The sequence below is a fragment of the Bradyrhizobium sp. 22 genome (genome assembly GCF_000482425.1).
In the GTDB taxonomy this organism is placed as follows: Bacteria; Pseudomonadota; Alphaproteobacteria; order Rhizobiales; family Xanthobacteraceae; genus Bradyrhizobium; species Bradyrhizobium japonicum_B.
Window position 1 is genome coordinate 2,849,242 of sequence record NZ_KI519399.1, and the last position, 25,054, is coordinate 2,874,295.

General features: G+C 65.3%; 20 protein-coding genes. 18 read left to right on the forward strand and 2 right to left on the reverse strand.

Going from position 1 to position 25,054, the window contains the following annotated elements:
- Positions 1-78: 78 nt before the first annotated feature.
- Positions 79-2,049 carry a 4Fe-4S binding protein gene (locus K410_RS0114690; protein ID WP_028135588.1) on the reverse strand — a complete coding sequence of 657 codons (1,971 nt, stop codon included), beginning with the start codon at positions 2,047-2,049 and terminating at the stop codon, positions 79-81.
- Positions 2,050-2,213: 164 nt separating this feature from the next.
- Between K410_RS0114690 and K410_RS0114695 the strand changes: the two genes are divergently transcribed.
- The 10 genes from K410_RS0114695 (at position 2,214) to K410_RS0114740 (ending at position 11,371) form a co-directional block, all read left to right on the forward strand.
- Positions 2,214-2,954 carry a biotin/lipoate--protein ligase family protein gene (locus K410_RS0114695; RefSeq protein WP_028135589.1) on the forward strand — a complete coding sequence of 247 codons (741 nt, stop codon included), beginning with the start codon at positions 2,214-2,216 and terminating at the stop codon, positions 2,952-2,954.
- Positions 2,951-3,490 (forward strand): DUF6505 family protein, encoded by a 540-nt coding sequence (locus tag K410_RS0114700; RefSeq protein ID WP_028135590.1) that lies wholly within the window; start codon positions 2,951-2,953, stop codon positions 3,488-3,490. Before K410_RS0114695 ends, K410_RS0114700 begins: the two co-directional genes overlap by 4 nt.
- The gene (locus tag K410_RS0114705) at positions 3,487-4,494 is read left to right on the forward strand and encodes a DUF6352 family protein (RefSeq protein ID WP_028135591.1); all 1,008 of its coding nucleotides are present in this window, start codon (positions 3,487-3,489) and stop codon (positions 4,492-4,494) included. Before K410_RS0114700 ends, K410_RS0114705 begins: the two co-directional genes overlap by 4 nt.
- Complete coding sequence (locus K410_RS0114710; protein ID WP_028135592.1) at positions 4,491-5,006, forward strand: DUF3305 domain-containing protein; 516 nt, start codon at positions 4,491-4,493, stop codon at positions 5,004-5,006. Before K410_RS0114705 ends, K410_RS0114710 begins: the two co-directional genes overlap by 4 nt.
- Complete coding sequence (locus K410_RS0114715; RefSeq protein WP_028135593.1) at positions 5,003-5,611, forward strand: DUF3306 domain-containing protein; 609 nt, start codon at positions 5,003-5,005, stop codon at positions 5,609-5,611. The genes K410_RS0114710 and K410_RS0114715 overlap by 4 nt, the downstream gene beginning before the upstream one ends.
- A gap of 132 nt (positions 5,612-5,743) precedes the next feature.
- On the forward strand, positions 5,744-6,523 hold the full coding sequence (locus K410_RS0114720; protein ID WP_028135594.1) for a molecular chaperone TorD family protein: 780 nt from the start codon (positions 5,744-5,746) through the stop codon (positions 6,521-6,523).
- Positions 6,524-6,552: 29 nt separating this feature from the next.
- Positions 6,553-6,762 carry a twin-arginine translocation signal domain-containing protein gene (locus tag K410_RS0114725; protein WP_028135595.1) on the forward strand — a complete coding sequence of 70 codons (210 nt, stop codon included), beginning with the start codon at positions 6,553-6,555 and terminating at the stop codon, positions 6,760-6,762.
- A gap of 14 nt (positions 6,763-6,776) precedes the next feature.
- Positions 6,777-9,719 (forward strand): formate dehydrogenase subunit alpha, encoded by a 2,943-nt coding sequence (locus K410_RS0114730; protein ID WP_028135596.1) that lies wholly within the window; start codon positions 6,777-6,779, stop codon positions 9,717-9,719.
- A gap of 13 nt (positions 9,720-9,732) precedes the next feature.
- Positions 9,733-10,329, forward strand: coding sequence for a formate dehydrogenase FDH3 subunit beta (fdh3B, locus tag K410_RS0114735; RefSeq protein ID WP_027571966.1), 597 nt, complete (start codon positions 9,733-9,735; stop codon positions 10,327-10,329).
- A 40-nt stretch (positions 10,330-10,369) separates the two neighbouring features.
- Positions 10,370-11,371 (forward strand): formate dehydrogenase subunit gamma, encoded by a 1,002-nt coding sequence (locus K410_RS0114740; RefSeq protein WP_028135597.1) that lies wholly within the window; start codon positions 10,370-10,372, stop codon positions 11,369-11,371.
- A gap of 28 nt (positions 11,372-11,399) precedes the next feature.
- Here K410_RS0114740 and K410_RS0114745 read toward each other — a convergent pair whose 3' ends face one another.
- Positions 11,400-11,603 (reverse strand): hypothetical protein, encoded by a 204-nt coding sequence (locus K410_RS0114745; protein WP_245269381.1) that lies wholly within the window; start codon positions 11,601-11,603, stop codon positions 11,400-11,402.
- Positions 11,604-12,089: 486 nt separating this feature from the next.
- Here K410_RS0114745 and K410_RS0114755 point away from each other — a divergent pair, with 486 nt between their 5' ends.
- The 8 genes from K410_RS0114755 to K410_RS0114790 all read left to right on the forward strand — a co-directional run bounded on the left by K410_RS0114755 (position 12,090) and on the right by K410_RS0114790 (position 25,047).
- On the forward strand, positions 12,090-14,348 hold the full coding sequence (locus K410_RS0114755; RefSeq protein WP_433994198.1) for a TonB-dependent receptor: 2,259 nt from the start codon (positions 12,090-12,092) through the stop codon (positions 14,346-14,348).
- Between the two features lie 277 nt (positions 14,349-14,625).
- Positions 14,626-15,705 carry a HoxN/HupN/NixA family nickel/cobalt transporter gene (locus K410_RS0114760; RefSeq protein WP_028135600.1) on the forward strand — a complete coding sequence of 360 codons (1,080 nt, stop codon included), beginning with the start codon at positions 14,626-14,628 and terminating at the stop codon, positions 15,703-15,705.
- The gene (locus tag K410_RS0114765; protein ID WP_028135601.1) at positions 15,686-17,995 is read left to right on the forward strand and encodes a TonB-dependent receptor; all 2,310 of its coding nucleotides are present in this window, start codon (positions 15,686-15,688) and stop codon (positions 17,993-17,995) included. The genes K410_RS0114760 and K410_RS0114765 overlap by 20 nt, the downstream gene beginning before the upstream one ends.
- Positions 17,996-18,102: 107 nt before the next feature.
- Positions 18,103-19,422, forward strand: coding sequence for a DUF3422 domain-containing protein (locus tag K410_RS0114770; RefSeq protein ID WP_028135602.1), 1,320 nt, complete (start codon positions 18,103-18,105; stop codon positions 19,420-19,422).
- Between the two features lie 66 nt (positions 19,423-19,488).
- Complete coding sequence (locus K410_RS0114775) at positions 19,489-20,502, forward strand: NADH-quinone oxidoreductase subunit B family protein (protein ID WP_028135603.1); 1,014 nt, start codon at positions 19,489-19,491, stop codon at positions 20,500-20,502.
- The gene (locus K410_RS0114780) at positions 20,499-21,938 is read left to right on the forward strand and encodes a nickel-dependent hydrogenase large subunit (protein WP_028135604.1); all 1,440 of its coding nucleotides are present in this window, start codon (positions 20,499-20,501) and stop codon (positions 21,936-21,938) included. Before K410_RS0114775 ends, K410_RS0114780 begins: the two co-directional genes overlap by 4 nt.
- A 197-nt stretch (positions 21,939-22,135) precedes the next feature.
- Positions 22,136-23,227, forward strand: coding sequence for a hydrogenase small subunit (locus K410_RS0114785; RefSeq protein WP_028135605.1), 1,092 nt, complete (start codon positions 22,136-22,138; stop codon positions 23,225-23,227).
- Between the two features lie 29 nt (positions 23,228-23,256).
- Entirely contained in the window at positions 23,257-25,047 is a 1,791-nt protein-coding gene (locus K410_RS0114790; protein WP_028135606.1) for a nickel-dependent hydrogenase large subunit, read from the forward strand.
- Positions 25,048-25,054 lie beyond the last annotated feature (7 nt).

Here is a 25,054-nt window from a genome sequence, read left to right on the forward strand (position 1 = left end):
CGTCGACAAAGCTGTGATCAAACGAGACATGGTGATGCTTCCCCCTGGTTTCCTGCCCCTGATGTCTGGCGGTCTTTTCTAGTCCTTGCCCTCGCGCTGGCGTAGATAGTCGTCCGTCGTCCGCGGCGGCGTTCGTTGCGGAACGCCCTTGAATGGATCGAATTGCTGCTCGCTCGTGACGATGACGCGGCAGTCGGCGCACATCCTGAGCGTCTCGACCAGCTTGTCGCCGGCCGGATACATCCAATGGCGGCCTTCGAGCTTGGCCGCGATGCGGTCGATCGTGCTCTTCACGCCGAACGGCGTGCTGCAACGGATGCAGAGCGCGGGTTCCTCCTCCTTGAGAATGGCGGCAGGCGCGCGGGCCGCGCGGAAATCGATCTGCGGCTCGAGGCTGATGACCTTTTCGGGACAGGTGCTCTGGCACAGCCCGCATTGCACGCAGGCATCCTCGATGAATTTCAGCACGGGCCGATCGGGATCGTCCCGCAGCGCGCCGGTCGGGCAGGCCGAGACGCAGGAAAGGCACAGCGTGCAGCCGCTGGCGTCGACGCGGATCGCGCCGATCGGCGCGCCCTGCGGCAGCGCGATCACGTCGACCGGCTGCGGCGCCAGACGATGCAACTCGCTCAATCCGAAGCGCAGGAGGTCGCGCCGCTTGCCTACGGTCTTGAAGGTCGCGGGCGTCGCGACGGCCGAGAGGGGGACGATGCCGGTCAAGTGCTCGCCGAGCGCGTCGGGATCGTCCGTTTCGATGGTGGCGAGACGGCGGCCGGAAAATCCGAGACCACTGAGGATCGGCTCGGCCATGCCGATCGTCTGCAACAATCCGCTCACATCGTGGCGCGGCTTGGCGCGCAGCAGATAGCGCACGGCGGATACGCCATAGGCGAAGGCGCCGACGATCGCCTCGAGCCCGAGCTGCGTGAGCTCGTTGACGGCAAAGGGAAGCACGTTCGCCGGCAGGCCGTCGCCGTGACGCGCCAGGGCGTCGATCAGCGGCGTGCCGTGCGGGCCGTCGTGAAACAGCAGCACGGCGTTCGCGCCGCCGGCCTCGCGGTAGGCGAGCAGCATGGCGCGAATTCGCTGCAGCTGCGTATCGGCGGGCGGCAGCGTGTAAGATGCAGCGCCGGTCGGGCAGGCGGCGGCGCATTGGCCGCAGCCCGCGCAGATATTCGGGTCGATTGCAATGTGATCGCCGACGGGCGTGATCGCCCCGGTCGGGCAGAGATCGAGACAGCGATGACAGCCTGTGCGCTTCGAGCGCGAATGGGCGCAAAGAGCGGGCGCGACATCGACATATTTCGGCTTGTCGAAGCTGCCGACGAGATCGCGGGCGGTCAGCACGGCGCGCAGCACCGCAGCGGGATCCTTCGTGTCGGCGCGAAGATAGCCGTCGCGCAGATCGTGAGCGGGAAACAGCGGCATATCGCCGGAAAGATCGAGCACGATGTCGCAGCGCGAGGTGACGCCGCTTCGCGCCGCATCCAGCACGAAGCGATCGCGCGAGGAGGGGCGGGGACGCGCATAGTCGTCGATCGCAAGCTCGAAAGCGCCGAAATGCCCCTTCGCGGAGCGGATCGTCCCCTTCACGATCGGGAAAACCGTCGCGGCGGGCGGCACCGTATCGTCGAGCTGCTTCAGCATCACGGTGACGTCGAGGTGATCGGCAAGCAGGCGGCCGGCCTCGATCGCGGCCTCATCACGTCCGTAGATCAGGACCACGCCCTCGCTCGACAAGGTGAGAAGCGGATAGTCCGGCGCCTGGACGGAAGCGGACGCGAGCAGGGCGGCCATTTTCGCGCCGGCGCGCGCACCGTCGCGCGACCAGCCGGCGGTTTCGCGGATATTGACGAAACTGATCGCATCACTCCGGTTGCCGGCCTCGTCCGAGAATTGCGCCGCCTGTTGCGTGCAGGCGACGGTCAAGGCGCCTTCTGCCGCCGCGATCCTGCGGAAATGATCGAGCTCCGCACCGCAGAGATGGCTGAAGCTCTTGATCTCGCTGCCCGGACATCCGCGCCGGATCGCGGCCGCGTCGAGGCGCATCGTGCCTTCGCACGAGCAGATCAGGACGGTCTTCGCTGGCTGCTCCAGGTGAACCCCTCCGCCATTCGGACGCCGGCGGCGGACTCGCGCCGGCCTCTCGTCTCGTATAGACATTATCCATCGGGAAGAAAAGGAAAGCGGAGGACGGCCTGCCGTCGACCCCAGTGAGCCATGTTTCCCTGGCGGAACCGATTCACCTGCCGCCGCCGTTCACGTTGGTGCGGCTGCGTGAGAGCGGCGACGCCTTTGCCCACGCATGCCGCATTGCACCGGAAAGCGGCGCCGGCACGCTCGTCTATGTCGGCCGCTTCGACCTCGCAGAGTTCGCCGTCGTGCTCGAGCCGGCCGAGCCCTTGCGCAGCGCGCGGCGCGCATTCTACGCGGGCATGGTCGCGCTCACCGATGCACTTCGCGCCTATGCGCCGCCGAGCAAGCCGATCACGATCGACTGGCCGGATGCGGTCCGGATCGACGGCGGGCTGGTCGGCGGCGGCCGGATGGGGTGGCCGTCCGATGCCGACGAGGATGCCCCGCCGCCCTGGCTGGTATTCGCAGCCATGATCCGGACCGTCGCCATGACCGATGACGAGCCGGGCGTTCACCCGCTGGCCTCGGCCCTCGATCAGGAAGGCTTTGGCGAGGCCGGCGCGGCGCAGATCACGGAGAGCTTTGCCCGCCATCTGATGCTGGCGCTTGATGGCTGGCGCGTCGATGGCTTTGACAGCCTCGCGCGCGATTATCTCACGCGGATGCCGCGCGAAAGGCAGACCGTTCAGCGCATTGATGATCGCGGCGATCTGCTCACGCGCCGCCTCGGCACCGACAAAACCGAAAGGAACGATCTCGTGCAGGCGCTCGCGACGCCATCCTGGCTCGATCCGGCGCTCGGAGGGCCACGCCTATGAAGCTCCTGCGCACCATCGCACTCGATCCCTCCGACACCTTCATATTCGATGTGGCGGCAGAGCCGGGCGAATGGGCCGTCTCCGGCGCCTTCCGCTTCTGGGACTGCGACGGATCGAAGCTGGAAGGCAAGCCGCGCGCGGCGTTTCGCGGCGGCTTCCTCGGGGTGCAGTCCTGGGGCTGGTCGACGCTGGCGCAGATCGTGCCAGCCACGGCGGATGACTGCCACAGTTTGATCGATCTGCTGGCGAGGCAGCTCGTCGATCGTTTCGGCGCGCCGGACATCGCCGTTGCGAGGGCAGCCGCGGAAGAGGAGGTCGCATTCGCGCAGTCGCTCTGCAGCCATCCGATCAGCTCGCTTATTGCAGTGCACCGCACCTCGAGCGATGGCGAGGTGCGCGAATCCTTCCGCCGGCTGCAGCTCCGCGAAGGGCAGGGGCACAGCAAGGCGTTCTCGTTCATGGCAATAGAGGACGACGTCCAGCCCGACGGCGATCTCAAGCTTGCGGATCTGGGCCGGGAGCCGACCGTCAGATGAACGATTTCTGGATCGCGTGCGGCCATCACCTGCTCGATCGCGACGAGGGCGGCGGGCTTCGCGTCACCGATGAGTTCCTCAAGGCCTATTTTGCCCGGCCTGAGCTGATGCCGCCGGACGACGCGTGCCCGGTCGAACGCCGGCTGCACCGCGAACTGCTCGCCGAGCCACGGCGCATGGTCAGCGCTGACGAAGTCGCTGGGATCGTCGATGCCGATGCCCGGGAGAACTGGCGCTTCGTGCTGGCGTTTCGCGATCTGCTGGTGCGGCATCCGACGCTCGAAGCCGCTTATCTTGCATTCGTCCGGTCCGGCGCGAACAATCTGCCGCCGCTGTTCGTCAACCAGCTCGTGCACGTCATCCTGCGCAATGCACTCGACGGCTGCGACGACCCCTTCGTGCTCCGCGCGGCCGAGCTGTTCTTCCGGATCCAGCGCGTCCTGCCGCATGAGCAGGCCCTGCTGCTCGGCGACGAGGAGATCGTCGGCGGCCGGAGCCCGACGCCGGTGCTCTCCCTGATGTCGATGCTGGGGGCGACCATTGATGCGACGGTCGAGGTCTTGAGCGAGGACAATGCGCAGGCCTATTGGCAGCGCAGCGACCAATTCGACATGGCGCTCGACCTCACGCCCGATGGGCAGGGACCTGCGGCGCTGGCCCTGGCGATGACGCGCTGGGTCTCCCATCTGCTCGGCATCGACGTGACGATCGAGCCGCTGCGGGCGCTGCAGGACGCCAGGCTGACCTGGTATGTCGGGCTCGACGCCGACGCCACCAGGCTTGGCGATCGTCTTTGGCGCGGGGAAGAGCTCGACGAGCGCAGCGCCGACCGCGTGCTCGCGCTGTTCCGGCTGACCTTTGCGGATTCAAGCCAGGCGCTCGACGATGTCGGGGCTGAGCCCGTCTACCTGATCCTGTCGATGACGTCCGATCAGAAGCTCCGGTTGAAGCCGCAGAATCTGCTGACCGGACTGCCGGTGAAACGCCTGGAGATGGCGACATGAGCCCTGCGGCGCTGCCGACCCTCTCGATTCCTGTCGGCGTCGTGGTCGAGCGGCGCAAGGCCGCTTCGCCCTGGGTCGATTTCGTCTGGCGCGGGATCGCCGTGCTGCCCGACGAGCCGACCACAAGGCCCTGGACCGTGCTTCGCGAGCAGGACGACACGACCCTGTTCTATGCCGGAAGCGCCGCCATCGAGCTTTATCCGTCCGAAACGGCGCGCTATCGCGACAATCTGGCTTCAGGCAATCCAAGCCTGTGGACCGTGCTGTCGCCATCGGAAGGCGTCTTTCCCTATGCGGTTGCGGCGGTGACCGCCGATCCCGCGGAGGGCGAGGGCTTCACCGAAGCCGCCGACAATCTCGTCGAGGCGGTGCCGATGCCGGAGACGCTGCTCGAGGCAATTGAAAAGTTCGTTGCCGAGCATCATGTCGAGCGGGAGTTCGTCAAGCGCAAGCGGCGCCGTGCCGACCCGGAGGCGCTGGCGCGGCGCGAACCTGAAGGCGGACAGGAATGAGCGAGGAGGAGTTCCTTTCGCGCTGGTCCCGCCGCAAGCGCGAATCGCGAGCGGAGCCGGCGAAGCCTGCCGAGGCGCAGCCCGCGCCGCCGGCCGAAACGGAGAACGCCGAGAGCGAGTTTGATCTCTCCAGCCTGCCGTCGATCGACGACATCAATGCGGCGACTGACATCACCGCCTTCCTCAGCAAGAATATTCCACAGGAGTTGAGCCGTGCGGCTCTTCGCCGCGCCTGGGCGACCGATCCCGCCATTCGCGACTTCGTCGGGCTTGCGGAGAACGCATGGGACTTCAACGACCCGACTGCGATGCCGGGCTTTGGGCCACTGGATTGCTCCTCGGAGGAATTGGCCGCGCTGGTCGATCGCGTCGTCGGCGGCGTGCGCGAGGCACTCCAATCTGCTCCGGATGTCTTGATCGAAGCAGCGGATTCTTCGCCGCAATTGCATCAGGCCGCCGCAACGACCGCCGATGTCGCCGAGACGCCGGAGGCGACAGAGTCTTTGGCAATCCCTGTTGCAATGCAACCGACGGCGGTTGACCGATCGATCGACCATGCTGAGCCGATCAGGACTCGCACCCATGGTGGCGCGCTGCCGCGCTGAGCAACGCGACCAAAGGCTATAGGCTTTGCCTATGGGGAGCGATTGACCGCCCGCGGAACCCGGATTACGCTTGCCTACTGCTTTGTAACAAAAGCGATAATCAAGCAGACGGGACTTGGATGGGAGGTCCACGTGCGTGATGACGGGCTTGATCGCGCGATTGATGCCGCAGGCGGCATCGCTCAACTTGCGCGCAAAATCGGGATCAGCCAGCCCTCCGTCTCGAGCTGGTCTCGCGTGCCCGCACAGCGGGTGATCGCCGTCGAAACCGCGACCGGTGTTTCCCGAAACGAGCTGCGGCCCGATCTTTACTGCGAGCACACTGAAGCCACTGAGCTGGTCGACCCCGTCGATGCCGCGCGCGCGCAGGAATACGCGCTGCTGGCGACGCTGCTGTCTGTACCTCCGTCGAAGCGTCTGCTCGATCGACTCGCTGCGCTGGCGGGTGATGTAACGCCGCTCGGGCGCGCACATGCGGCGCTGGCCGACGCCGCCGCGAGCGCGGTCGCAGCGCAAGTCGAGCGCGAATATTTCGATCTGTTCGTCGGCCTGGGCCGTGGCGAATTGTTGCCCTACGCGTCCTATTACCTGACGGGTTTCCTGAACGAACGGCCGTTGTCGCGCCTGCGCGCCGATCTGACGGCGCTCGGCATCGAGCGGATCGCCAACAATTCCGAACCCGAGGATCACGCCGCCATCCTGTGCGAGATCATGTCGGGACTTGCCGACGGCAGCTTCGAGGCTTCGCCCGAGGCGCAGCGCGCATTCTTCGAAAAGCACGTGTCGCCTTGGATGGGGCGGCTGTTCGCCGACATGGAGAATGCCGGCAGCGTCCGCTTCTATCGGGCGGTCGGCGCGCTCGGGCGCACCTTCATCGAGATCGAGACGGAAGCATTCACATTCGCCAACTGATCGACGCGGGTCGGTCCGGGAGAGATGCGATGAGTGACGAGACGAAAGCAAAGGTCGGACGCCGAGACTTCCTTCGCAAGGTCGGCATCGGCACGGTCGGCGCCGGCGCGACGCTTGCGACGCCGCTGGTCGGGGCCGCGCAGGCGGACAGCGAAAACAACGATGAAAAGCGCAAGGCGCGCTACAAGGAATCCGATCACGTCAAGACGTTCTACCGCGTCAACCGTTATCCGGCCTGACAGGGAGGCTGCCCGTGCTTATCAAGCGAACACACCAGCGGTCCGATCGCCGCGGCTCCGTCGCCGAAACCCTCGCAAGCCAGGGCGGCGGACTTGACCGCCGTACGTTCCTGCGCAGGTCCGGCCTTGCCGGCGGCGCCCTTGCTGCGCTCGGAACCATGCCGGTCGGCAGCGTGCGCAAGGCGGAAGCGGCGGCTGCCGGTCCGCTCGCGGCCGGCGCCGTGGTCAAGAAGAGCATCTGCACGCACTGCGCGGTGGGCTGCACCGTGACGGCGGAAGTGCTCAATGGAGTCTGGATCGGGCAGGAGCCGAGCTGGGATTCGCCGATCAACCGCGGCTCGCATTGCGCCAAGGGTGCCTCGGTGCGCGAGCTCGTGCACAGCGATCGCCGGCTGCGCTATCCGATGAAGCTCGTGAACGGGCAGTGGACGCGCGTGTCGTGGGACACCGCGGTGAACGAGATCGGCGACAAGCTGCTTCAGGTCCGGGAGAAGTCGGGCAGCGATTCGGTCTACTGGCTCGGCTCGGCCAAGATGACCAACGAGGGCTCCTACCTGTTCCGCAAGCTCGGCGCGTTCTGGGGCACCAACAACACCGACCATCAGGCGCGAATCTGTCACTCCACCACCGTCACCGGCGTCGCCAATACCTGGGGCTACGGCGCGATGACGAACAGCATCAACGACATGCGCAACTCCAAGACGATGCTGTTCATCGGCAGCAACGCGGCGGAAGCGCATCCCGTCAGCATGCAGCACCTGCTCGAAGGCAAGGAGCTCAACAAGGCGAACTTCATCGTCTTCGATCCGCGCCTGACCCGTACCGCGGCGCATGCCACCGAGTATGTCCGGATCCGTCCCGGCACCGACATTCCCGTCCTCTACGGCATGATGTGGCACATCCTGAAGAACGGCTGGGAGGACAAGGAGTTCATCTCCCAGCGCGTCTACGGCTTCGATGACCTGCGCAAGGAGGTCGAGAAGTGGAATCCGCAGGAGGTCGAGCGCGTCACCGGCGTGCCCGGCGCGCAGCTCGAGCGCGTCGCCAAGATGTTCGCGACGGTGAAGCCGGCGACCATCATCTGGTGCATGGGGCAGACGCAGCACACCGTCGGCACGGCCAATGTACGCGCGAGCTGCATCGCGTTGCTGATGACCGGCAACATCGGCAAGTCCGGGGCCGGCGCCAACATCCTGCGCGGCCATGACAACGTGCAGGGCGCGACCGACGTCGGCCTCGATATCGTGACCCTGCCGTTCTATTACGGCCTGGCGGAAGGCGCCTGGAAGCACTGGTCGCGGGTCTGGGAGGTCGACTACGAGTACCTGGTCTCCCGCTTCGACGAGAAGAAGCAGATGGAGACCCCAGGCATCCCGCTGACGCGGTGGTTCGATGCCGCGCTGTTGCCGAAGGCCGACGTCGCGCAGAAGGACAACGTCAAGGCCGTGTTCGTGCAAGGCCACGCCAGCAACAGCATCACCCGCATTCCCGAATCGATGAAGGGTCTGAAGGCGCTGGAGCTGCTGGTGATCGCCGATCCGCACCCCACGACGTGGGCGTCTCTGGCGGTCGAGGCCGGGCGCAAGGACGGCGTGTATATCCTGCCGGTGGCGACGCAGTTCGAGTGCGCGGGATCACGCGTCGCCTCGAACCGCTCGATGCAGTGGGGCGAGCAGATCGTCAAGCCGATCTTCGAATCCAAGGACGACCTCGAGATCATCTACCTGATGGCGAAGAAGCTCGGCTTCGCCGACAAGATGTTCAAGAACATCAAGGTCGAGAGCAACCTCCCGGTAGCCGAGGACGTGTTGCGCGAGATCAACCGCGGAAGCTGGTCGACGGGCTATTGCGGCCAGTCGCCGGAGCGCATCAAGGCGCACATGAAGAACCAGCACAAGTTCGACCTGGTGACGATGCGCGCGCCGAAGGACGATCCGGAGGTCGGCGGCGACTATTACGGCCTGCCTTGGCCGTGTTGGGGCTCACCCGAGGTGAGGCATCCCGGCTCGCCGCTGCTCTACAACAACAACCTGCATGTCATGGATGGCGGCGGCGCCTTCCGCCCACGCTTCGGCATCGAGCGCGAGGAAAAGCTGCCGGACGGCACGACGCGCAAGGTGAGCCTGCTCGCCGACAAGTCCTTCTCCAAGGGCTCGGATATCCAGGACGGTTATCCCGAGTTCACGCTGGCGAGCCTGAAGAAGCTCGGTTGGGACACGGATCTGACCGAAGCCGAAATGGCGACGATCCAGCGGGTCAACCCGGCCAATCCGGATGCGGTCTCCTGGGCGCTCGACCTTTCCGGCGGCATCCAGCGCGTCGCGCTGAAGCACGGCTGCGTGCCGTTCGGTAACGGCAAGGCGCGCATGAATGCGTTCGGCTTGCCGGACCCGATCCCGGTCCATCGCGAGCCGATCTACACGCCGCGCGTCGACCTCGTCGAGAAATATCCGACATTGCCCGATGCCAGGCAGTTCCGCCTGCCCAATATCGGCTTCTCCGTGCAGAAGGCGGCGGTGGAGAAGGGCATCGCAAAGCAATTCCCGCTGATCCTCTCCTCCGGACGTCTCGTCGAATACGAAGGCGGCGGCGAGGAGACCCGCACCAATCCCTGGCTCGCCGAATTGCAGCAGGACATGTTCATCGAGATCAGCCCGGCCGATGCCGCCGATCGCGGCATCAAGGACGGCGGCTGGGTCTGGGTGAGCGGCGCCGAGAACAATTCGCGCGCCAGGATGAAGGCGCTGGTGACCGAACGCGTCGGCAAGGGCGTCGCCTGGATGCCATTCCATTTCGGCGGCTGGCTCGGCGGCGTCGACCTGCGCAAGAACTATCCCGCCGGCACCGATCCGATCGTGCTGGGCGAGAGCGCCAACACGATCACCAGCTACGGTTACGATCCTGCAACGGGCATGCAGGAGCCGAAGGTCACGCTTTGTCAGATCGTCGCAGCCTGAGAGGAGCACGCACATGGCTCGGATGAAATTTCTCTGCGACGCTGATCGCTGCATCGAGTGCAACGCCTGCGTCACCGCCTGCAAGAATGAGCACGAGGTGCCGTGGGGCATCAACCGGCGCCGCGTCGTCACCATCAACGACGGCAAGCCGGGCGAGCGATCGATCTCGATGGCCTGCATGCACTGCACGGACGCGCCCTGCGCGGCCGTATGCCCGGTGAACTGCTTCTACACCACGGCCGATGCCGTGGTGCTGCACTCCAAGGATCTCTGCATCGGCTGCGGCTATTGCTTCTACGCCTGCCCATTCGGCGCGCCGCAATACCCGAAAGTCGGCAACTTCGGCTCGCGCGGCAAGATGGACAAATGCACCTATTGCGCCGGCGGCCCCGAGGCCGACGGCAGCAAGGAGGAATACGAGAAGTACGGCGCGAACCGGCTGGCCGAAGGCAAGCTGCCGCTCTGTGCCGAAATGTGCTCGACCAAGTCGTTGCTTGCAGGCGACGGCGAGATCATTGCGCAGATCTACAAGGAGCGCGTCATGAAGCGCGGCTATGGCTCGGGCGCCTGGGGCTGGAAGACCGCTTATCGCGAGACGATCGAGTCCTGATATGGACAATCGAAGGGCGCGCAATACCGGGGAGGACGTCATGGCGTCGTTTGGAAGGTTCGTTCGTCTGGCGCTGGGCGCCTTCGCGCTGCTTCTCCTGGTCACGGCGGTGCCCGCCGGCGCACAACAGGTCAATCCGACCGCTAGCGCGGTCAAGGAGGAGCAGCTTCTGCAGGAGCTCAACCGGATTCAGGGACGTGTCACCATTCCCGATCGGAATTCCAGCGTTCTCGAACAGCCGCAGGGACGGGAGTGGCGCGAGTTCCGCAATGTGACGCTGCGCTGGATCGGCGGCATCGCCATCCTCGGCATGATCGCGATCATCGTGATCTTCTATCTCACCGTCGGCATGGTGCGCCTCGAGGCCGGGCGGTCGGGCCGCACCATCGTGCGCTTCAACGCGTTCGAGCGGTTCGTGCACTGGCTGACGGCAACCTGCTTCATCGTCCTGGCGATTTCGGGGCTGAACATCACGTTCGGCCGGCCTCTGCTGCTGCCGCTGATCGGCTTCGAGGCTTTCTCGGAATGGTCGCAATGGGCGAAGTTCGCCCACAATTACCTGAGCTTCCCGTTCACTCTCGGCGTCATCCTGATCTTCCTGATGTGGATCGGGGGCAACATCCCCAACAAGGTGGATATCGAATGGGCCAAGCGCGGCGGCGGCCTGATCGGGCATGACCATCCGCCGGCCTATCGCTTCAACGGCGGCCAGAAGATGATCTACTGGATCGTCGTGATCGGCGGCGCTCTCGTCGCGACGAGCGGCTATGCGCTGATGTTCCCGTTCTACGGGACGGGAATCGAGGGCATGCAAATGGCCCAGATCGTCCACTCGATCGTGGCGGTCCTGTTCGTCGCGGCGATGATCGCTCACATCTATATCGGCACCATCGGGATGGAAGGTGCGTTCGAGGCCATGGGCTCGGGCGAGGTCGACGTCAACTGGGCGCGCGAGCACCACAAGCTCTGGCTCGAGCAGCAGAACGCGCGAACCGGACCGAACGACGGTCAGCCGCAGCCCGCAACCGCGCCGGCGGAGTAGAGCGCGCAGCCCGAACCCGGGCAGCCGGCTATGGGGCCGGCTCCTTGCCAAACAAGACGGAACGGTCCTGGATGTCCTGTTCGCGGAGCCGGGCCGTTTGGCCTGTCTGCATGTCCTGAATGGACGCCATGCCGCTTTGACCGGAGCCGAACAGGGCATGCGATTTGAGCATGGTGCTGGCCGCACCGGCCAGAGCGAGGGCTGCAATGAGCGAGAGCATGACGCGGTTCATGCGCATCTCCGTCGGCCATCTCCACCCAACATGATCAATACATCCGGATCGTCCCGTTGGATGTGAGCCACTTCACGGCGATCGGTTCCATGTTCGTTGAGGTGGCCAACGCGCTCCGCACGATTGCGCTCTCTATTCTCTCTGCCGAATTTCAGCAGCGCTGATTTGGAATCTTTCAAAGAAGAACTTTGGAATCTTTCCAGATCGCAACGCGACCACATCGCAAATGATCGAGACATTCTAAATCGCCGTGCACGCATTTGCGTTGCCGTCACGAGAGCGTCTTTCTAAAGAGGCGATGCAGATTGCTGACCATCGATGTTGCAGGCGAAGGCCGTCAACGCGAAGCGTGAGGCTGCGGACGGTTTGGTTGAAGGCCACAAGTGCCGGCTGCGTTCGGACGCGAAGAGCGATGATCCATCATCGTCCCGCGCGCCGAGCGACCGCCTCACGGTGGGCCACGTGCTATTGATGAAGGACTTTTTGATGCGGCGTACGGGTGGGGTCGGTACGGTAGCTCGCTTTACTGCGGCGCTGCTGGGTGGCGTGGCGTTGCTGGCGTGGTTCGAATCGCCCGCCCGGTCCCAAACGCCGCAAGGCGGCAGCTCGCTTCCACCCGTGACCGTCGATGCGCCGGCGCAGCAATCGGCTCGCCGTGCGCCAACAAGGCGAAGCGACGCCCGCGTCCGATCGACGCCGCGGCGCGCGCCGCAGGCCCTGACCGTCGCTGTGCAATCGCAACCGAGTGTCGTGCCCGAATTCGCCGGCGGCCAGGTCGCCCAAGGCGCGCGGCTCGGACTGCTCGGAAATACCAGCACGATGAAGTCGCCATTCAACGCGACGAGCTACACGGACAAGTTCATTCGGGATCAGCAGGCGGCAACGGGTGCGGATGCCTTGATCCTCGATCCGTCCGTGCGAAGCTCGCACCCGACGGGCGGCGTGGTGGACTCCTTCAACATTCGTGGATTTCCGATCAACGAAGGCAACAACGGTGAATTCGCCTTCGAGGGTCTTTACGGAATTGCGCCGTCATATCGCATCTTCACCGATTACGTCGAGCGCATCGAGGTGCTCAAAGGTCCCTCGGCCGCGCTCTCCGGCATGGCCCCCAATGGCGGCGTGGGCGGGGTCATCAACATCGTGCCCAAGCGCGCGGAAGAGGACCTGACGCGCCTGACCGCGAGCTACGGCTCGACTGCACGTTTTGGCGGACACTGGGATGTTGCGCGGCGCTACGGCGACAGCAGGGAATGGGGCGTACGCGCCAGCGGGAGCGTCCGCGGCGGCGACACGCCCATCGATCGCCAATCCGAGGCGACAGGTGTCGGATCGCTGGCTCTGGACTATCGGGGCGAACGGTTCAGGTCGTGGCTCTATCTGATCACGCAGACCGATCGGTTCGATGCGCCGTCACGTCCCTTCCTGATGGCTCCCGGCCTGCAGGTACCAAAGGCGCCGGACGGCCGGCTGAACGTGACACAGCCCTGGGAATGGTCGCACATCACCGACCAATCCGCCTTGCTGAAGACCGAGTACGATGTCAGCGACCAGGTCACGCTGTTTGCGGACGTCGGCGGATCCCGCACCAATGTCGAGCGGTTCTTCGGCCTTCCGACGATCGTCAACGCCAACGGCAACACGACCTCCACGCCCCAATTCTTCGGACTGAGCATCGATCGGAGCACCTATGACGGCGGTGTTCGCGCCCGCTTCGACACCGGCTTCGTCCATCATGCCGTGGCCTTCCAGGCTTCGGTTTACCACGACGCGCTGCACCGGCGGCTGACCAACGGCAGCCCGGTCACGTCGAACATCTACAATCCGACCGTCGCGCCGACCCAGTTCGCCAACGAGATCAGCGACCGCCCGCGGCTCTCGGACAGCGAGCTCACCGGGCTCTCCATTGCCGACACCTTATCCGTGCTCGACGAGCGTGTGCTGCTGACCCTGGGTGTCCGGCGCCAGGGCATCGAGGCGCACAACTACCTCTCCAACGTCGGGACGTTGACGTCGTCCTACGACAAGAGCGCGGTTACCCCGGTGGTCGGCCTCGTCGTCCGCCCGGTGGAGAATGTCTCGCTGTATGCGAATTATGTCGAAGGCCTCGCGCGAGGCGACGTGGCTCCCCAGAACGCATCCAATTTCGGCGAGGTACTGCAGCCCTACGTCGCCAAGCAGTACGAAGCCGGCGTCAAGGTGGACTTCGGCCGGATCGCAACGACGTTCAGCGCCTTCCAGATCTCGAAGGCGAGCGGCGAGCTGTCCGCCGGGCGCTTCGCGGCGACCGCCGAACAGCAAGTCCGCGGGCTCGAGCTCAACGTCTACGGCGAGCTCATGCCGGACGTGCGCGTGCTCGGAGGCGTTTCGCTGCTGGATGGCACGCTGACGAAGACTGCCGTCGCGGCCAATGTGGGTCACACGCCGATCGGCGTTCCGAACGTTCAGGCCAATATCGGCATGGAATGGGATCTGCCGTGGATGAGAGAGCTCACGTTGAACGGGGCCGTCATCTACACCGGCAGGCAGTTCATCGACACCGCCAACAAGCAGCCGATCCCGGAGTGGACGCGGCTCGATCTCGGCGCCCGCTACACCACGGCGATCAACGGCAGGAAGACAGTCTTCCGCGCCAACATCCAGAACGTGACCGGCGAGAGCTACTGGTCCAGCGTGGCCTCGTTCGGAACCTTCTTCCTGGGAGCACCACGCACCTACCTGCTGTCGATGACCGTGGACATGTGAAACGGCTCCGGCCGCGCGTGACGGCGGTCGCGGGAGTCGTGGGCGACGCGCCCGCGGAGCGGTCAACTTGGTCGGCCAAGTGGATACTTGCTTGCCAATCGGCGCAGCTCATCCTGCGCCCGGCGCAGCGTCACGCCGAAATCTAAATCGTCAATTAAATCAATGTGTTAGCTTTTCCAATCCGCGCGCCTTCCGGCCGTCAGGTCGAAAGTGGCGCGGCTCTTGCTCTTGCCAGTATGAGGGTTCTTGATAAACGTCATACTGTGGGATGGGGCGAATGGAGCAAGCGGTGAGGCGGAGTTTGCGGGCGATCGAATCCGGCACGCTGGTGCTGTTCGGCGGGCTCGTCGCCACCAATATCGCGGCATGGGCCTGGGCCTTCGCCCTGTTCGGCGACCGGCCGACGTTGCTGGCGACGGCGCTGCTGGCCTGGGTGTTCGGTCTGCGCCACGCCGTCGATGCCGATCACATCGCCGCCATCGACAACGTCGTGCGCAAGCTGATGCAGACGGGTGGCGCGCCGCAGAGCGTCGGCCTCTATTTTGCGCTCGGCCATTCCACAGTCGTCGTGGTCGCGACCCTGTTGCTTGCGTTCGGCGTGGTGAGCCTTGGCGGCGACAGCCTGCTCCGGGAGGTCGGCGGCCTGATCGGCACCTCGGTGTCGGCGCTGTTCCTGCTCGTGATCGCGGCCATCAATCTCGTCATCTTCGTCGGCCTGTGGCGGACGTTTCGCGCTGCACGGGAGCAGGGGGTTCACGACGCTGAAGGGCTGGAGAGGCTGCTCGCCAGTCGCGGCGTCCTCGCCCGACTGCTCGGGCCGCTGTTCCGCCTGGTCACGAAGCCCTGGCACATGTATCCGCTCGGATTCCTGTTCGGACTGGGCTTCGACACGGCGACCGAGATCGGCCTGCTCAGCATCTCCGCCACCGAAGCCGCGCGCGGCGCTTCGCTCGCGAACATCCTGGTCTTCCCTGCGCTGTTCGCGGCCGGCATGGCGCTGGTCGACACTGCCGATTCCGCGCTGATGGTGAGCGCCTATCGCTGGGCGTTCGTCGATCCCCTGCGCAAGCTCTGGTACAACCTCACGATCACCGGCGCCTCCGTGGCGGTCGCGCTACTGATCGGCGGCATCGAGGCGCTCGGCCTGGCCGCCGACCGGCTCGGCCTGTCGGGAACCATGTGGACACTGGTCGAGGGCCTCAACGAGTCGCTCGCCAATGTCGGCTTCGCCGTGGTCGCGCTGTTTGCGATCGCCTGGCTGGTCTCGGTCGTGCTCTATCGTCGCATCTTCGGGAGCGGCCGGCCCCTGGCCACCGCGGAAGCTCTGGAATGCGCCGATGCGACCGAAGCGGTGTGAGCCCGGTCGTGGCGGCGCGCTGACGGCACTGGCGGCCCTGCTGCTGCTCGCCGACGACGGCCGCGCCCTGGCGCAGAGCAGTCCGACCTCGGGCGAGCTGCCGCCAATCGAGATCGCTGGCGGCGAAACGCCGGCGCGAAAGAAGCCGGCTGCAGCGCGCCGCGCCGGCAAGCCGCTTGCGGCCGGCCACCGCATCCTTGTGTATCCAGCGGCGGCGCAGGGCGCGGATGTCCGCAGCGTTGCCTCGGGTGCGAAGGGCCAGCCAAGCATGGCCAGCGAGATCACTGTCTCGGGCGAAGAGCTCAACGCCCGCCCTTTCACGCGGCCGGGCGAAGCGCTCGAAGCGGTGCCGGGTCTCATCGTGACGCAGCATTCCGGTGAGGGCAAAGCCAACCAGTATTTCCTGCGCGGCTACAATCTCGACCACGGGACCGACCTTGCCATCAGCGTCGACGGCGTCCCCGTCAACATGCGCACCCATGGGCACGGCCAGGGCTATGCCGATCTCAACTGGCTGATCCCGGAAACCATCGCGGCGGTGGACGTGCGCAAGGGCCCTTACTTCGCCGACGAAGGCGATTTTGCCTCGGTCGGCAGCGTCCATATCGGCCTGATCGACCGCACCAGGACACTGGCGCAGGTCACCGTCGGCAGCTTCGGCTACCGCCGCATGCTCGGCATGGATTCCGCAAAGCTCGGCGACGGCGCGTTGCTCGTGGCCGGCGAGATCGGCACCTACAACGGTCCGTGGGACAATCCGGACAATGTGCGAAAGCTCAACGGTCTCGTGCGCTACAGCCAGGGCACCGCGACCGATGGCGTGTCCGTCACCGGCATGGCCTACACCAACGCCTGGAATTCGACCGATCAGGTGCCGCAGCGTGCGATCACCGGCGGCTTGCTCGACCGGTTCGGTTCGGAGGATCCCACCGACGGCGGCAACGCCAACCGGTTTGCATTGTCAGGCCGCATTGCGCAGACCGACGAACTCGGCTCCTGGCGAGCCAACGCCTATGTGGTGAAGAGCCAGCTCGATCTCTTCAACAACTTCACCTACTTCCTCAGCGATCCCGTGCTCGGCGATCAGTTTCACCAGCGCGACGATCGCTTGATGGCGGGCGCCAATGTCTCGCGCACGCTGGACGGCTCGTTGGCCGGTCTGCCGATGCAGACCACCCTCGGCCTGCAATCGCGTTATGATGCGATCGACCTCGCGCTCAGCAACACCTTCCAGCGCGGCTTCCTCTCCAACGTTCGCAGCGACAAGGTCGGCGAGGGCAGCGTCGGCCTCTACGCCGAGAACACGGTGCGCTGGACCGACTGGCTCAGAACGACGGTTGGCTGGCGCGGCGACTATTATGCCGCCGACGTCACCTCGCGGTTCAATGCCGGCAATTCCGGCCGCGCCGACGCCGCGCTCGGCAGTCCGAAATTCAGGATGGTGCTGGGTCCGTTCCGTCAGACCGAGTTCTTCCTCGGCGCCGGCTATGGCATGCACTCCAACGACGCCCGCGGCGCGACCACGACCGAGGACCCCAGCGATCCCGCGACGAAGCTCACGCCGTCGCCGCTCCTGGTGCGGACCAAGGGCGCGGAGATCGGCGTGCGCAGCAGGATCGTTCCCGGCCTGGATACCTCGCTCAGCGTCTTCATCCTGGATCAGGATTCCGAGATCCTGTTCGCGGGCGATGCCGGCGACACGTCGGCGACGCGCGCCAGCCGCCGCTACGGCTTTGAATGGACCAACCATTATCGGCCGAGATCGTGGATCGACATCGATGCCGATCTCGCCATGACCCATGCGCGCTTCCGCGGCTATGACAGCGAGCAGGCCGAGGTCTATGCCTCGCTTGCCGGCTATCCCGAGGCGCAGATCGGCAACGCACCCGGCAACTACATTCCGAACGCGCCGGCGATGGTGGCATCGGCCGGCGTCACGCTGGGCGAGAGGACCGGCTGGTTCGGAACGTTGCGCTGGCGCTATCTGGCGTCGAGCCCGCTGACGGAGGACAACGCGTTCCGCTCCTCCGCGACCAGTATCTTCAACGGCCGTCTCGGCTATCGCATGGACAACGGCTGGCGCCTCCAGCTTGACGTGCTCAACCTCTTCAACACCAAGGCGAACCAGATCACCTATGCCTATGGCTCCCTGCTCAAGACCGATACGCTCTACAACCTCTGCACATCGGGCACCGCGCCGGCTTCAGTCTGTCAGAATGGCGTGATGGACTACGTGCTGCATCCCGTGGAGCCGTTGACGTTCCGGGTTACCATCGCCGGGGCGTTCTAGGTTTGCGCGGGTCGCGCATCCGGGATTGCTGGACCATGGGTGGGTTGTGGTAGTGAACGGCCAGATGGCGGCACGTCGCGGCCTGAAAGCGCAGCAGGGGACCGCCGATGATCCGTGACCTCGATCTCGCCGAGTTTGAATTGCATCCGCAGCGCGGCGCGGTGCTGGCCGAGGTGCATGCTCGCCCATTCACCCGGCTGACGGCGCCGGTCACGGTGCTCCGCTTTGCTTTTCTGGGCCAGGGCGAGGTCGCGGCCACGGACCGGCAAGAGTTCGTGGCGTTCTGCACCTCGCACCGGCAGGCGCCGCCGGAGGACGGGACCAAGCATCACCAGGTGACGATCGGCACCACCCAGCTGCGCTGGGAGCAGCATTCGGAGTTCAGCACCTTCACCTGGATCCTGGGCGGCTCCGAGACATCGGCTCGCAGGTTCGGCGAGATCGGCGCCGAGTCCGCCGCGCTGATCCGGTCGCTGCGCCAGTCCGGGCAATTGCTGGTGGCGGTCAAGCTCGAGGTCGAGCAGACCTCGGCGGCGCTGGAGCGTGCGCAGCAGCTGTTCGAAAGAGGCAGCCTCGCCATCGCAGCAGTCCGCAGCGGGCCCGCGGTCGTCGCATCCGACTTTCGCACCGACGATCAGGGCTTCGTTCGTATCCTCGTCTGCAACGACGGCTTGTCGCCGGGCCGGCTCGGCGCCCTGGTGCAGCGCGTGCTGGAGATCGAGACCTATCGCACGCTGGCGCTGCTCGGTCTGCCCGCTGCGCTCGAGCTTGCGCCCTCCGTCGATCATATCGGCCGGCGTCTCGTCGAAGTGCTCGAGGAGATGCAAGGCGCCGAAGACCTCAAGCTCAACAACCATCTCTTGACGGAACTGACCGCATTGGCGGCTTCGCTCGAAAAGGGCGCGGCCGGCAGCTCGTTTCGTTTCGGCGCCAGCCGGGCCTACAACGAGATCGTGCAGGCTCGCCTCGCCGTGATCGAAGGCGGCGAGATCGCGGGCTATCCGACCTGGTCCTCCTTCCTCGCCCGTCGCATGGCACCGGCCATGCGCACCTGTGCGACGATGGAGGACCGGCAGGCCGACCTGTCGATCAAACTTGCGCGCGCAGCCGATTTGCTGCGGACCCGCGTCGACGTCGAGCTCGAGGAGCAGAACCGCGATCTGCTGCGCTCGATGAACGACCGCACCCGGCTGCAATTGCGGCTGCAGAGCACGGTCGAAGGCTTGTCGGTGGCGGCCATCGGCTATTACGTCGTCAGCCTGTTCGGCTATCTCGCCAAGGGCGCCCATGACGGCGGCCTGCATGTCGAGCCTTCGCTGGCAACCGCGATCTTCGTGCCGATCGCCGTGGCGGTGATCTGGATCGTCACCCGCAATATCCGCAGGCGGCACTTGAAGCATGACGAAATATCCGGCGCTCACGATTGAGGCGCGAACGAGCCTCTTGCGCTTCGAAGGCGAGCGGTTGAAGCTGGGGCGAGCAGGAGACGTCAGATGAGCCGATCCGATGCAATGACCAACGTGCTCTGGCTGCAGGGCGCCAGTTGCGGCGGCTGCACCATGTCGATCCTCGAAAGCGGCGCCTCGGGCTGGTTCGACGAGCTCCGGCAGTTCGGCGTCAATCTGCTGTGGCATCCGTCCGTCAGCGAGGAGACCGGCGAGGAGGCGGTCGACATCCTGCAATCCGTGCTCGAGGGCAAGGTGCGGCTCGACCTTCTCCTGCTGGAAGGATCCGTCGCCCGTGGACCGAACGACACCGGCCGCTTCAACATGCTCGCGGGAACCAACCGTTCGATCTACCGCTGGATGTTGGATCTCGCGCCGCACGCCGGCTATGTGATCGCGGTCGGAAGCTGCGCGGCCTATGGCGGCGTGCCGGCCGCAGGATCGAATCCGACCGATGCCGTCGGCCTGCAGTTCGAGGGAACCGATAGCGGTGGCGCGCTGGGGGCGGCGTTCCGCTCGCGGCTCGGCCTTCCCGTCATCAATGTCGCGGGCTGTGCGCCGCATCCGGGCTGGATGATGGAAACCATCTTGGCGTTGACCGCCAGGGATATCGCAGCGAGCGATCTCGACGGATACGGACGGCCGAAATTCGTCGCCAATCATCTGGCCCATCATGGCTGCTCTCGCAACGAGTTCTACGAGTTCAAGGCAAGTGCCGAGACCATGTCGGAGCGCGGCTGCCTGATGGAGCATCTCGGCTGCAAGGCGACGCAGGCGGTGGGCGACTGCAACCAGCGCTCCTGGAACGGCGGCGGCTCCTGCACCAAGGGCGGCTATGCCTGCATCGCCTGCACGTCGCCGGGATTCGAGGGGGCTCAGAACTTCCTGGCGACCGCGAAGCTTGCCGGCATTCCGGTCGGCCTGCCGACCGACATGCCGAAGGCCTGGTTCGTTGCGCTCGCCGCACTGTCGAAATCCGCGACGCCGCGCCGCGTGCGACTGAACGCAACTGCCGATCATGTCGTCGTGCCGCCGGGCCGCACTACCAAGACCAAGCCATGACCCGGATCACGATCGGGCCGTTCAACCGCGTCGAGGGCGATCTCGAAGTGCGTCTCGACGTCGAGAGCGGCCGCGTCATGCGTGCCGAAGTGACGGCGCCGCTCTACCGCGGGTTCGAGCAGATCCTGGAGGGCCGTCCACCGCTCGACGCGCTGGCGCTGGCGCCGCGGATCTGCGGCATCTGCTCGGTGTCGCAATCGGTCGCCGCCGCCGCGGCCCTGCGCGAGGCCATGGCCGTCGAGGCTGCGCCCAATGGCCTGCTCGCCACCAACATCGCGCATGCCGCCGAGAACGCGGCCGACCACCTCACCCATTTCTACATCTTCTTCATGCCGGACTTTGCCCGCGAGGCCTATGCCGGCCATGGCTGGCACGAGGCCACGCGCGAGCGCTTCGCCGCGACCCGTGGCAGCGCGGCCCGCGACGCCCTGCCGGCGCGGGCGCGGCTGCTCGAGACCATGGGCATCATCGCCGGGAAATGGCCGCACAGCCTCGCCTTCCAGCCCGGCGGTACCACACGCGCGATCGATCTCGGCGAGCGCGTCCGGCTGCTGTCGATCACGACGGCGTTCCGGAGCTTCCTCGAACGTGTCGTCTTTGCGGATTCGCTGGAGAATGTGCTGGCGATCGCCAGCGCCGAGGAGCTCGATCGCTGGCGTGACGGCCGTGGCGGCGATTTTGCCCATTTTCTGCGGCTTGCGGACAGTCTGGCGCTCAGCGCGCTCGGCAGGGGCACGGGCCTGATGATGAGCTACGGCGCCTATCATGGCGCCGACGGCGAGCTGTTTCCGCGCGGCCTGTTCGGCCCGCGCGCCGCGATCGAGCCGCTGCCCTTGACGCAGATCACGGAGGATGTCTCGCATGCCTGGATGCGGGATTCTTCCGTCGATCCCGCCCATAGCAGCACGGTTCCGGATCCCGACAAGCCGGCCGCCTATAGCTGGTGCAAGGCCCCGCGGCTGTCCGGTCAGCCGATCGAGGTCGGCGCCATCGCGCGCCAGACCGTGGCAGGGCAGGCGCTGATTGCGGACCTCGTATCGGTGAGCGGCACCAACGTGCGCAACCGCGTGATCGCGCGGCTGATCGAAACCGCGCGCATCGCGCTTGCCATGGAGCAGTGGACGCGCGCGCTGCGTCTGTCGGAGCCGTTCTGCCACAATTCCCGCGACATCCCCAACGGGAGCTATGTCGGACTGGTCGAAGCCGCGCGCGGCAGTCTCGGTCACTGGATGGCGGTACGGGACGGCAGGATCGAACGCTACCAGATCATCGCACCGACCACTTGGAATTTCTCACCCCGCGATTCCTTCGACGTGGGCGGGCCGCTGGAACAGGCGCTGGTCGGCACCGATGTCGGCGATGCCGGCGCGCGCGCGGTTGCGATCCAGCACATCGTGCGTTCGTTCGATCCCTGCATGGTGTGCACGGCGCACTGACCGGAAACTTCGTTGCCGGCTGCAAATCGAGTTGTTTCCGCTTCTCGGCCTTTGTCGTGCTCTCCCTTCCTTCATGAGAGCAATTCAAACACGTAACATTTTGGAATCTCTCTACATTTGAATCGCTCCAGGCTGTTGGCCTGCTTCTTGCTGTCTTTGGCGTCATCGAAAAGTCAAAGCCGAAGGCGGGAGGATTCATGGGCGCGGCGACGGAAACGTTTTACAGCGTGATCAGGCGGCAAGGCATCACGCGTCGGAGCTTTCACAAGTTCTGCAGCCTGACGGCGACGAGCCTCGGGCTCGGCCCGCTGGCGGCGAGCCGTATCGCGAACGCGCTCGAAACCAAGCCGCGCGTACCCGTCATCTGGATGCACGGGCTCGAATGCACCTGCTGCTCGGAGAGCTTCATCCGGTCCGCCCACCCGCTGGTGAAGGATGCGGTGCTGTCGATGATCTCGCTCGACTACGACGATACCATCATGGCGGCGGCGGGCCACCAGGCGGAAGCCATTCTCGACGAGACCCGCGCCAAGCACAAAGGCCAGTACATCCTCGCGGTGGAAGGCAATCCGCCGCTGAACGAAGGCGGCATGTTCTGCATCGACGGCGGCAAGCCGTTCGTCGAGAAGCTGAAGATGATGGCCGAGGACGCGATGGCGATCATCGCCTGGGGTGCCTGCGCGTCCTGGGGCTGCGTGCAGGCGGCAAAGCCGAATCCCACGCAGGCGACGCCGATCGACAAGGTGATCACCAACAAGCCGATCATCAAGGTGCCGGGATGCCCCCCGATCGCCGAGGTGATGACCGGCGTCGTCACCTTCATCACCACCTTCGGCAAATTGCCCGAGCTCGACCGCCAGGGTCGGCCAAAGATGTTCTACTCGCAGCGTATCCACGACAAATGCTACCGCCGCCCGCATTTCGATGCCGGCCAGTTCGTCGAGGAATGGGACGACGAGGCCGCGCGCAAGGGCTACTGCCTCTACAAGATGGGCTGCAAGGGCCCGACCACCTACAACGCCTGCTCGACCGTGCGCTGGAATGGCGGCGTCTCGTTCCCGATCCAGTCCGGTCACGGCTGCATCGGCTGCTCGGAGGACGGCTTCTGGGACAAGGGCTCGTTCTACGACCGTCTCACCACCATCAAGCAGTTCGGCATCGAGAAGAACGCCGATCAGATCGGCATGGTGGCAGCCGGCGCCGTCGGTGCCGCGGTGGCCGCGCATGCGGCAGTGACGGCGGTGAAGCGGCTCGCGTCGAAGCGCGAAGACGTTGATCACAACAGCTGAGCAAAGCGACAGATCAGGGTAGGGCAATTATGGGCATCCAGACTCCCAACGGCTTCAATCTCGACAATTCCGGCAAGCGCATCGTCGTCGATCCCGTGACCCGGATCGAGGGTCACATGCGGGTCGAGGTCAACGTCGACGCCGACAACGTCATCCGTAACGCGGTCTCGACCGGCACGATGTGGCGCGGCATCGAAGTGATCCTTAGGAATCGCGACCCGCGCGACGCCTGGGCGTTCACCGAGCGGATCTGCGGCGTCTGCACCGGCACGCACGCGCTGACATCGGTGCGCGCGGTGGAGAACGCGCTCGGAATCACCATTCCGGAGAATGCCAATTCGATCCGCAACCTGATGCAGCTCGCCCTGCAGGTGCATGATCACATCGTTCATTTCTATCACCTTCACGCGCTGGACTGGGTCGATGTCGTCTCCGCGCTGTCGGCCGATCCGCGCGCGACCTCGACGTTGGCGCAGTCCATTTCGAACTGGCCGCTGTCCTCGCCCGGCTACTTCAAGGATCTGCAGACCCGGTTGAAGAAGTTCGTCGATTCCGGGCAATTGGGACCGTTCAAGAACGGCTATTGGGGCAGCAAGGCTTACAGGCTGCCGCCGGAGGCCAACCTGATGGCGGTGGCGCACTACCTGGAAGCGCTCGATTTCCAAAAGGAGATCGTCAAGATCCACACCGTTTTCGGCGGCAAGAATCCGCACCCGAACTGGCTGGTCGGCGGCGTGCCCTGTCCGATCAATGTCGACGGCACCGGCGCCGTCGGCGCCATCAACATGGAGCGGTTGAACCTGATCTCCTCGATCATCGATCAATTGATCCAGTTCAACGAGCAAGTCTATCTGCCGGACGTCGCGGCGATCGGCTCGTTCTACAAGGACTGGCTCTATGGCGGCGGCCTCTCCGGCAAGAGCGTGCTCAGCTATGGCGACGTGCCCGAACATGCCAACGACTATTCGGACAAGAGCCTGAAGCTGCCGCGCGGCGCCATCATCAACGGCAATCTCTCGGAGGTGTTTCCGGTCGATCTCGCCAACCCCGACGAGATCCAGGAGTTCGTGGTGCACTCCTGGTACAAATACCCCGATGAGACCAAGGGCCTGCATCCCTGGGACGGTGTCACCGAGCCGAATTACGTGCTGGGCCCGAAGGCCAAAGGCACCAAAACCGCGATCGAGGAGCTCGACGAGGGCGGCAAATATTCCTGGATCAAGGCGCCGCGCTGGAAGGGACACGCCATGGAGGTCGGCCCTCTGGCGCGCTGGATCGTCGGTTACGCGCAGAACAAGGCCGAGTTCAAGGATCCCGTCGACAAGTTCCTGAAGGATCTGAACCTGCCGACGTCGGCGCTGTTCTCGACGCTCGGCCGCACCGCGGCGCGCGCGCTCGAATCGGTCTGGGCTGGCCGTCAGATGCGCTACTTCCAGGACAAGCTCATCGCCAACATCAAGGCCGGCGACTCTTCGACCGCCAATGTCGACAAATGGAAGCCGGAGAGCTGGCCCAAGGAGGCCAAGGGCGTCGGGTTCACCGAGGCGCCGCGCGGCGCGCTCGCGCACTGGATCAAGATCAAGGACACCAAGATCGACAATTACCAGTGCGTGGTGCCGACCACCTGGAACGGCTCGCCTAGGGATCCCAAGGGCAATATCGGCGCGTTCGAGGCGTCGCTGATGAACACGCCGATGGTCAATCCGGAGCAGCCGCTGGAGATCCTGCGCACGATCCACTCCTTCGATCCGTGCCTTGCCTGCTCGACTCACGTCATGAGCCCGGACGGCCAGGAGCTCGCCAAGGTCAAGGTCAGGTAGGAGGAAG

Coding starts and splice junctions, on each gene's coding strand:
- K410_RS0114690 (WP_028135588.1), bottom strand. CDS start 2,049: ATGCGCCTCGACGCGGCCGCGATCCGGCGCGGATGTCCGGGCAGCGAG.
- K410_RS0114700 (WP_028135590.1), top strand. CDS start 2,951: ATGAAGCTCCTGCGCACCATCGCACTCGATCCCTCCGACACCTTCATA.
- K410_RS0114705 (WP_028135591.1), top strand. CDS start 3,487: ATGAACGATTTCTGGATCGCGTGCGGCCATCACCTGCTCGATCGCGAC.
- K410_RS0114710 (WP_028135592.1), top strand. CDS start 4,491: ATGAGCCCTGCGGCGCTGCCGACCCTCTCGATTCCTGTCGGCGTCGTG.
- K410_RS0114715 (WP_028135593.1), top strand. CDS start 5,003: ATGAGCGAGGAGGAGTTCCTTTCGCGCTGGTCCCGCCGCAAGCGCGAA.
- K410_RS0114725 (WP_028135595.1), top strand. CDS start 6,553: ATGAGTGACGAGACGAAAGCAAAGGTCGGACGCCGAGACTTCCTTCGC.
- fdh3B (WP_027571966.1), top strand. CDS start 9,733: ATGGCTCGGATGAAATTTCTCTGCGACGCTGATCGCTGCATCGAGTGC.
- K410_RS0114740 (WP_028135597.1), top strand. CDS start 10,370: ATGGCGTCGTTTGGAAGGTTCGTTCGTCTGGCGCTGGGCGCCTTCGCG.
- K410_RS0114745 (WP_245269381.1), bottom strand. CDS start 11,603: ATGAACCGCGTCATGCTCTCGCTCATTGCAGCCCTCGCTCTGGCCGGT.
- K410_RS0114755 (WP_433994198.1), top strand. CDS start 12,090: ATGCGGCGTACGGGTGGGGTCGGTACGGTAGCTCGCTTTACTGCGGCG.
- K410_RS0114760 (WP_028135600.1), top strand. CDS start 14,626: ATGGAGCAAGCGGTGAGGCGGAGTTTGCGGGCGATCGAATCCGGCACG.
- K410_RS0114765 (WP_028135601.1), top strand. CDS start 15,686: ATGCGACCGAAGCGGTGTGAGCCCGGTCGTGGCGGCGCGCTGACGGCA.
- K410_RS0114770 (WP_028135602.1), top strand. CDS start 18,103: ATGATCCGTGACCTCGATCTCGCCGAGTTTGAATTGCATCCGCAGCGC.
- K410_RS0114775 (WP_028135603.1), top strand. CDS start 19,489: ATGAGCCGATCCGATGCAATGACCAACGTGCTCTGGCTGCAGGGCGCC.
- K410_RS0114780 (WP_028135604.1), top strand. CDS start 20,499: ATGACCCGGATCACGATCGGGCCGTTCAACCGCGTCGAGGGCGATCTC.
- K410_RS0114785 (WP_028135605.1), top strand. CDS start 22,136: ATGGGCGCGGCGACGGAAACGTTTTACAGCGTGATCAGGCGGCAAGGC.
- K410_RS0114790 (WP_028135606.1), top strand. CDS start 23,257: ATGGGCATCCAGACTCCCAACGGCTTCAATCTCGACAATTCCGGCAAG.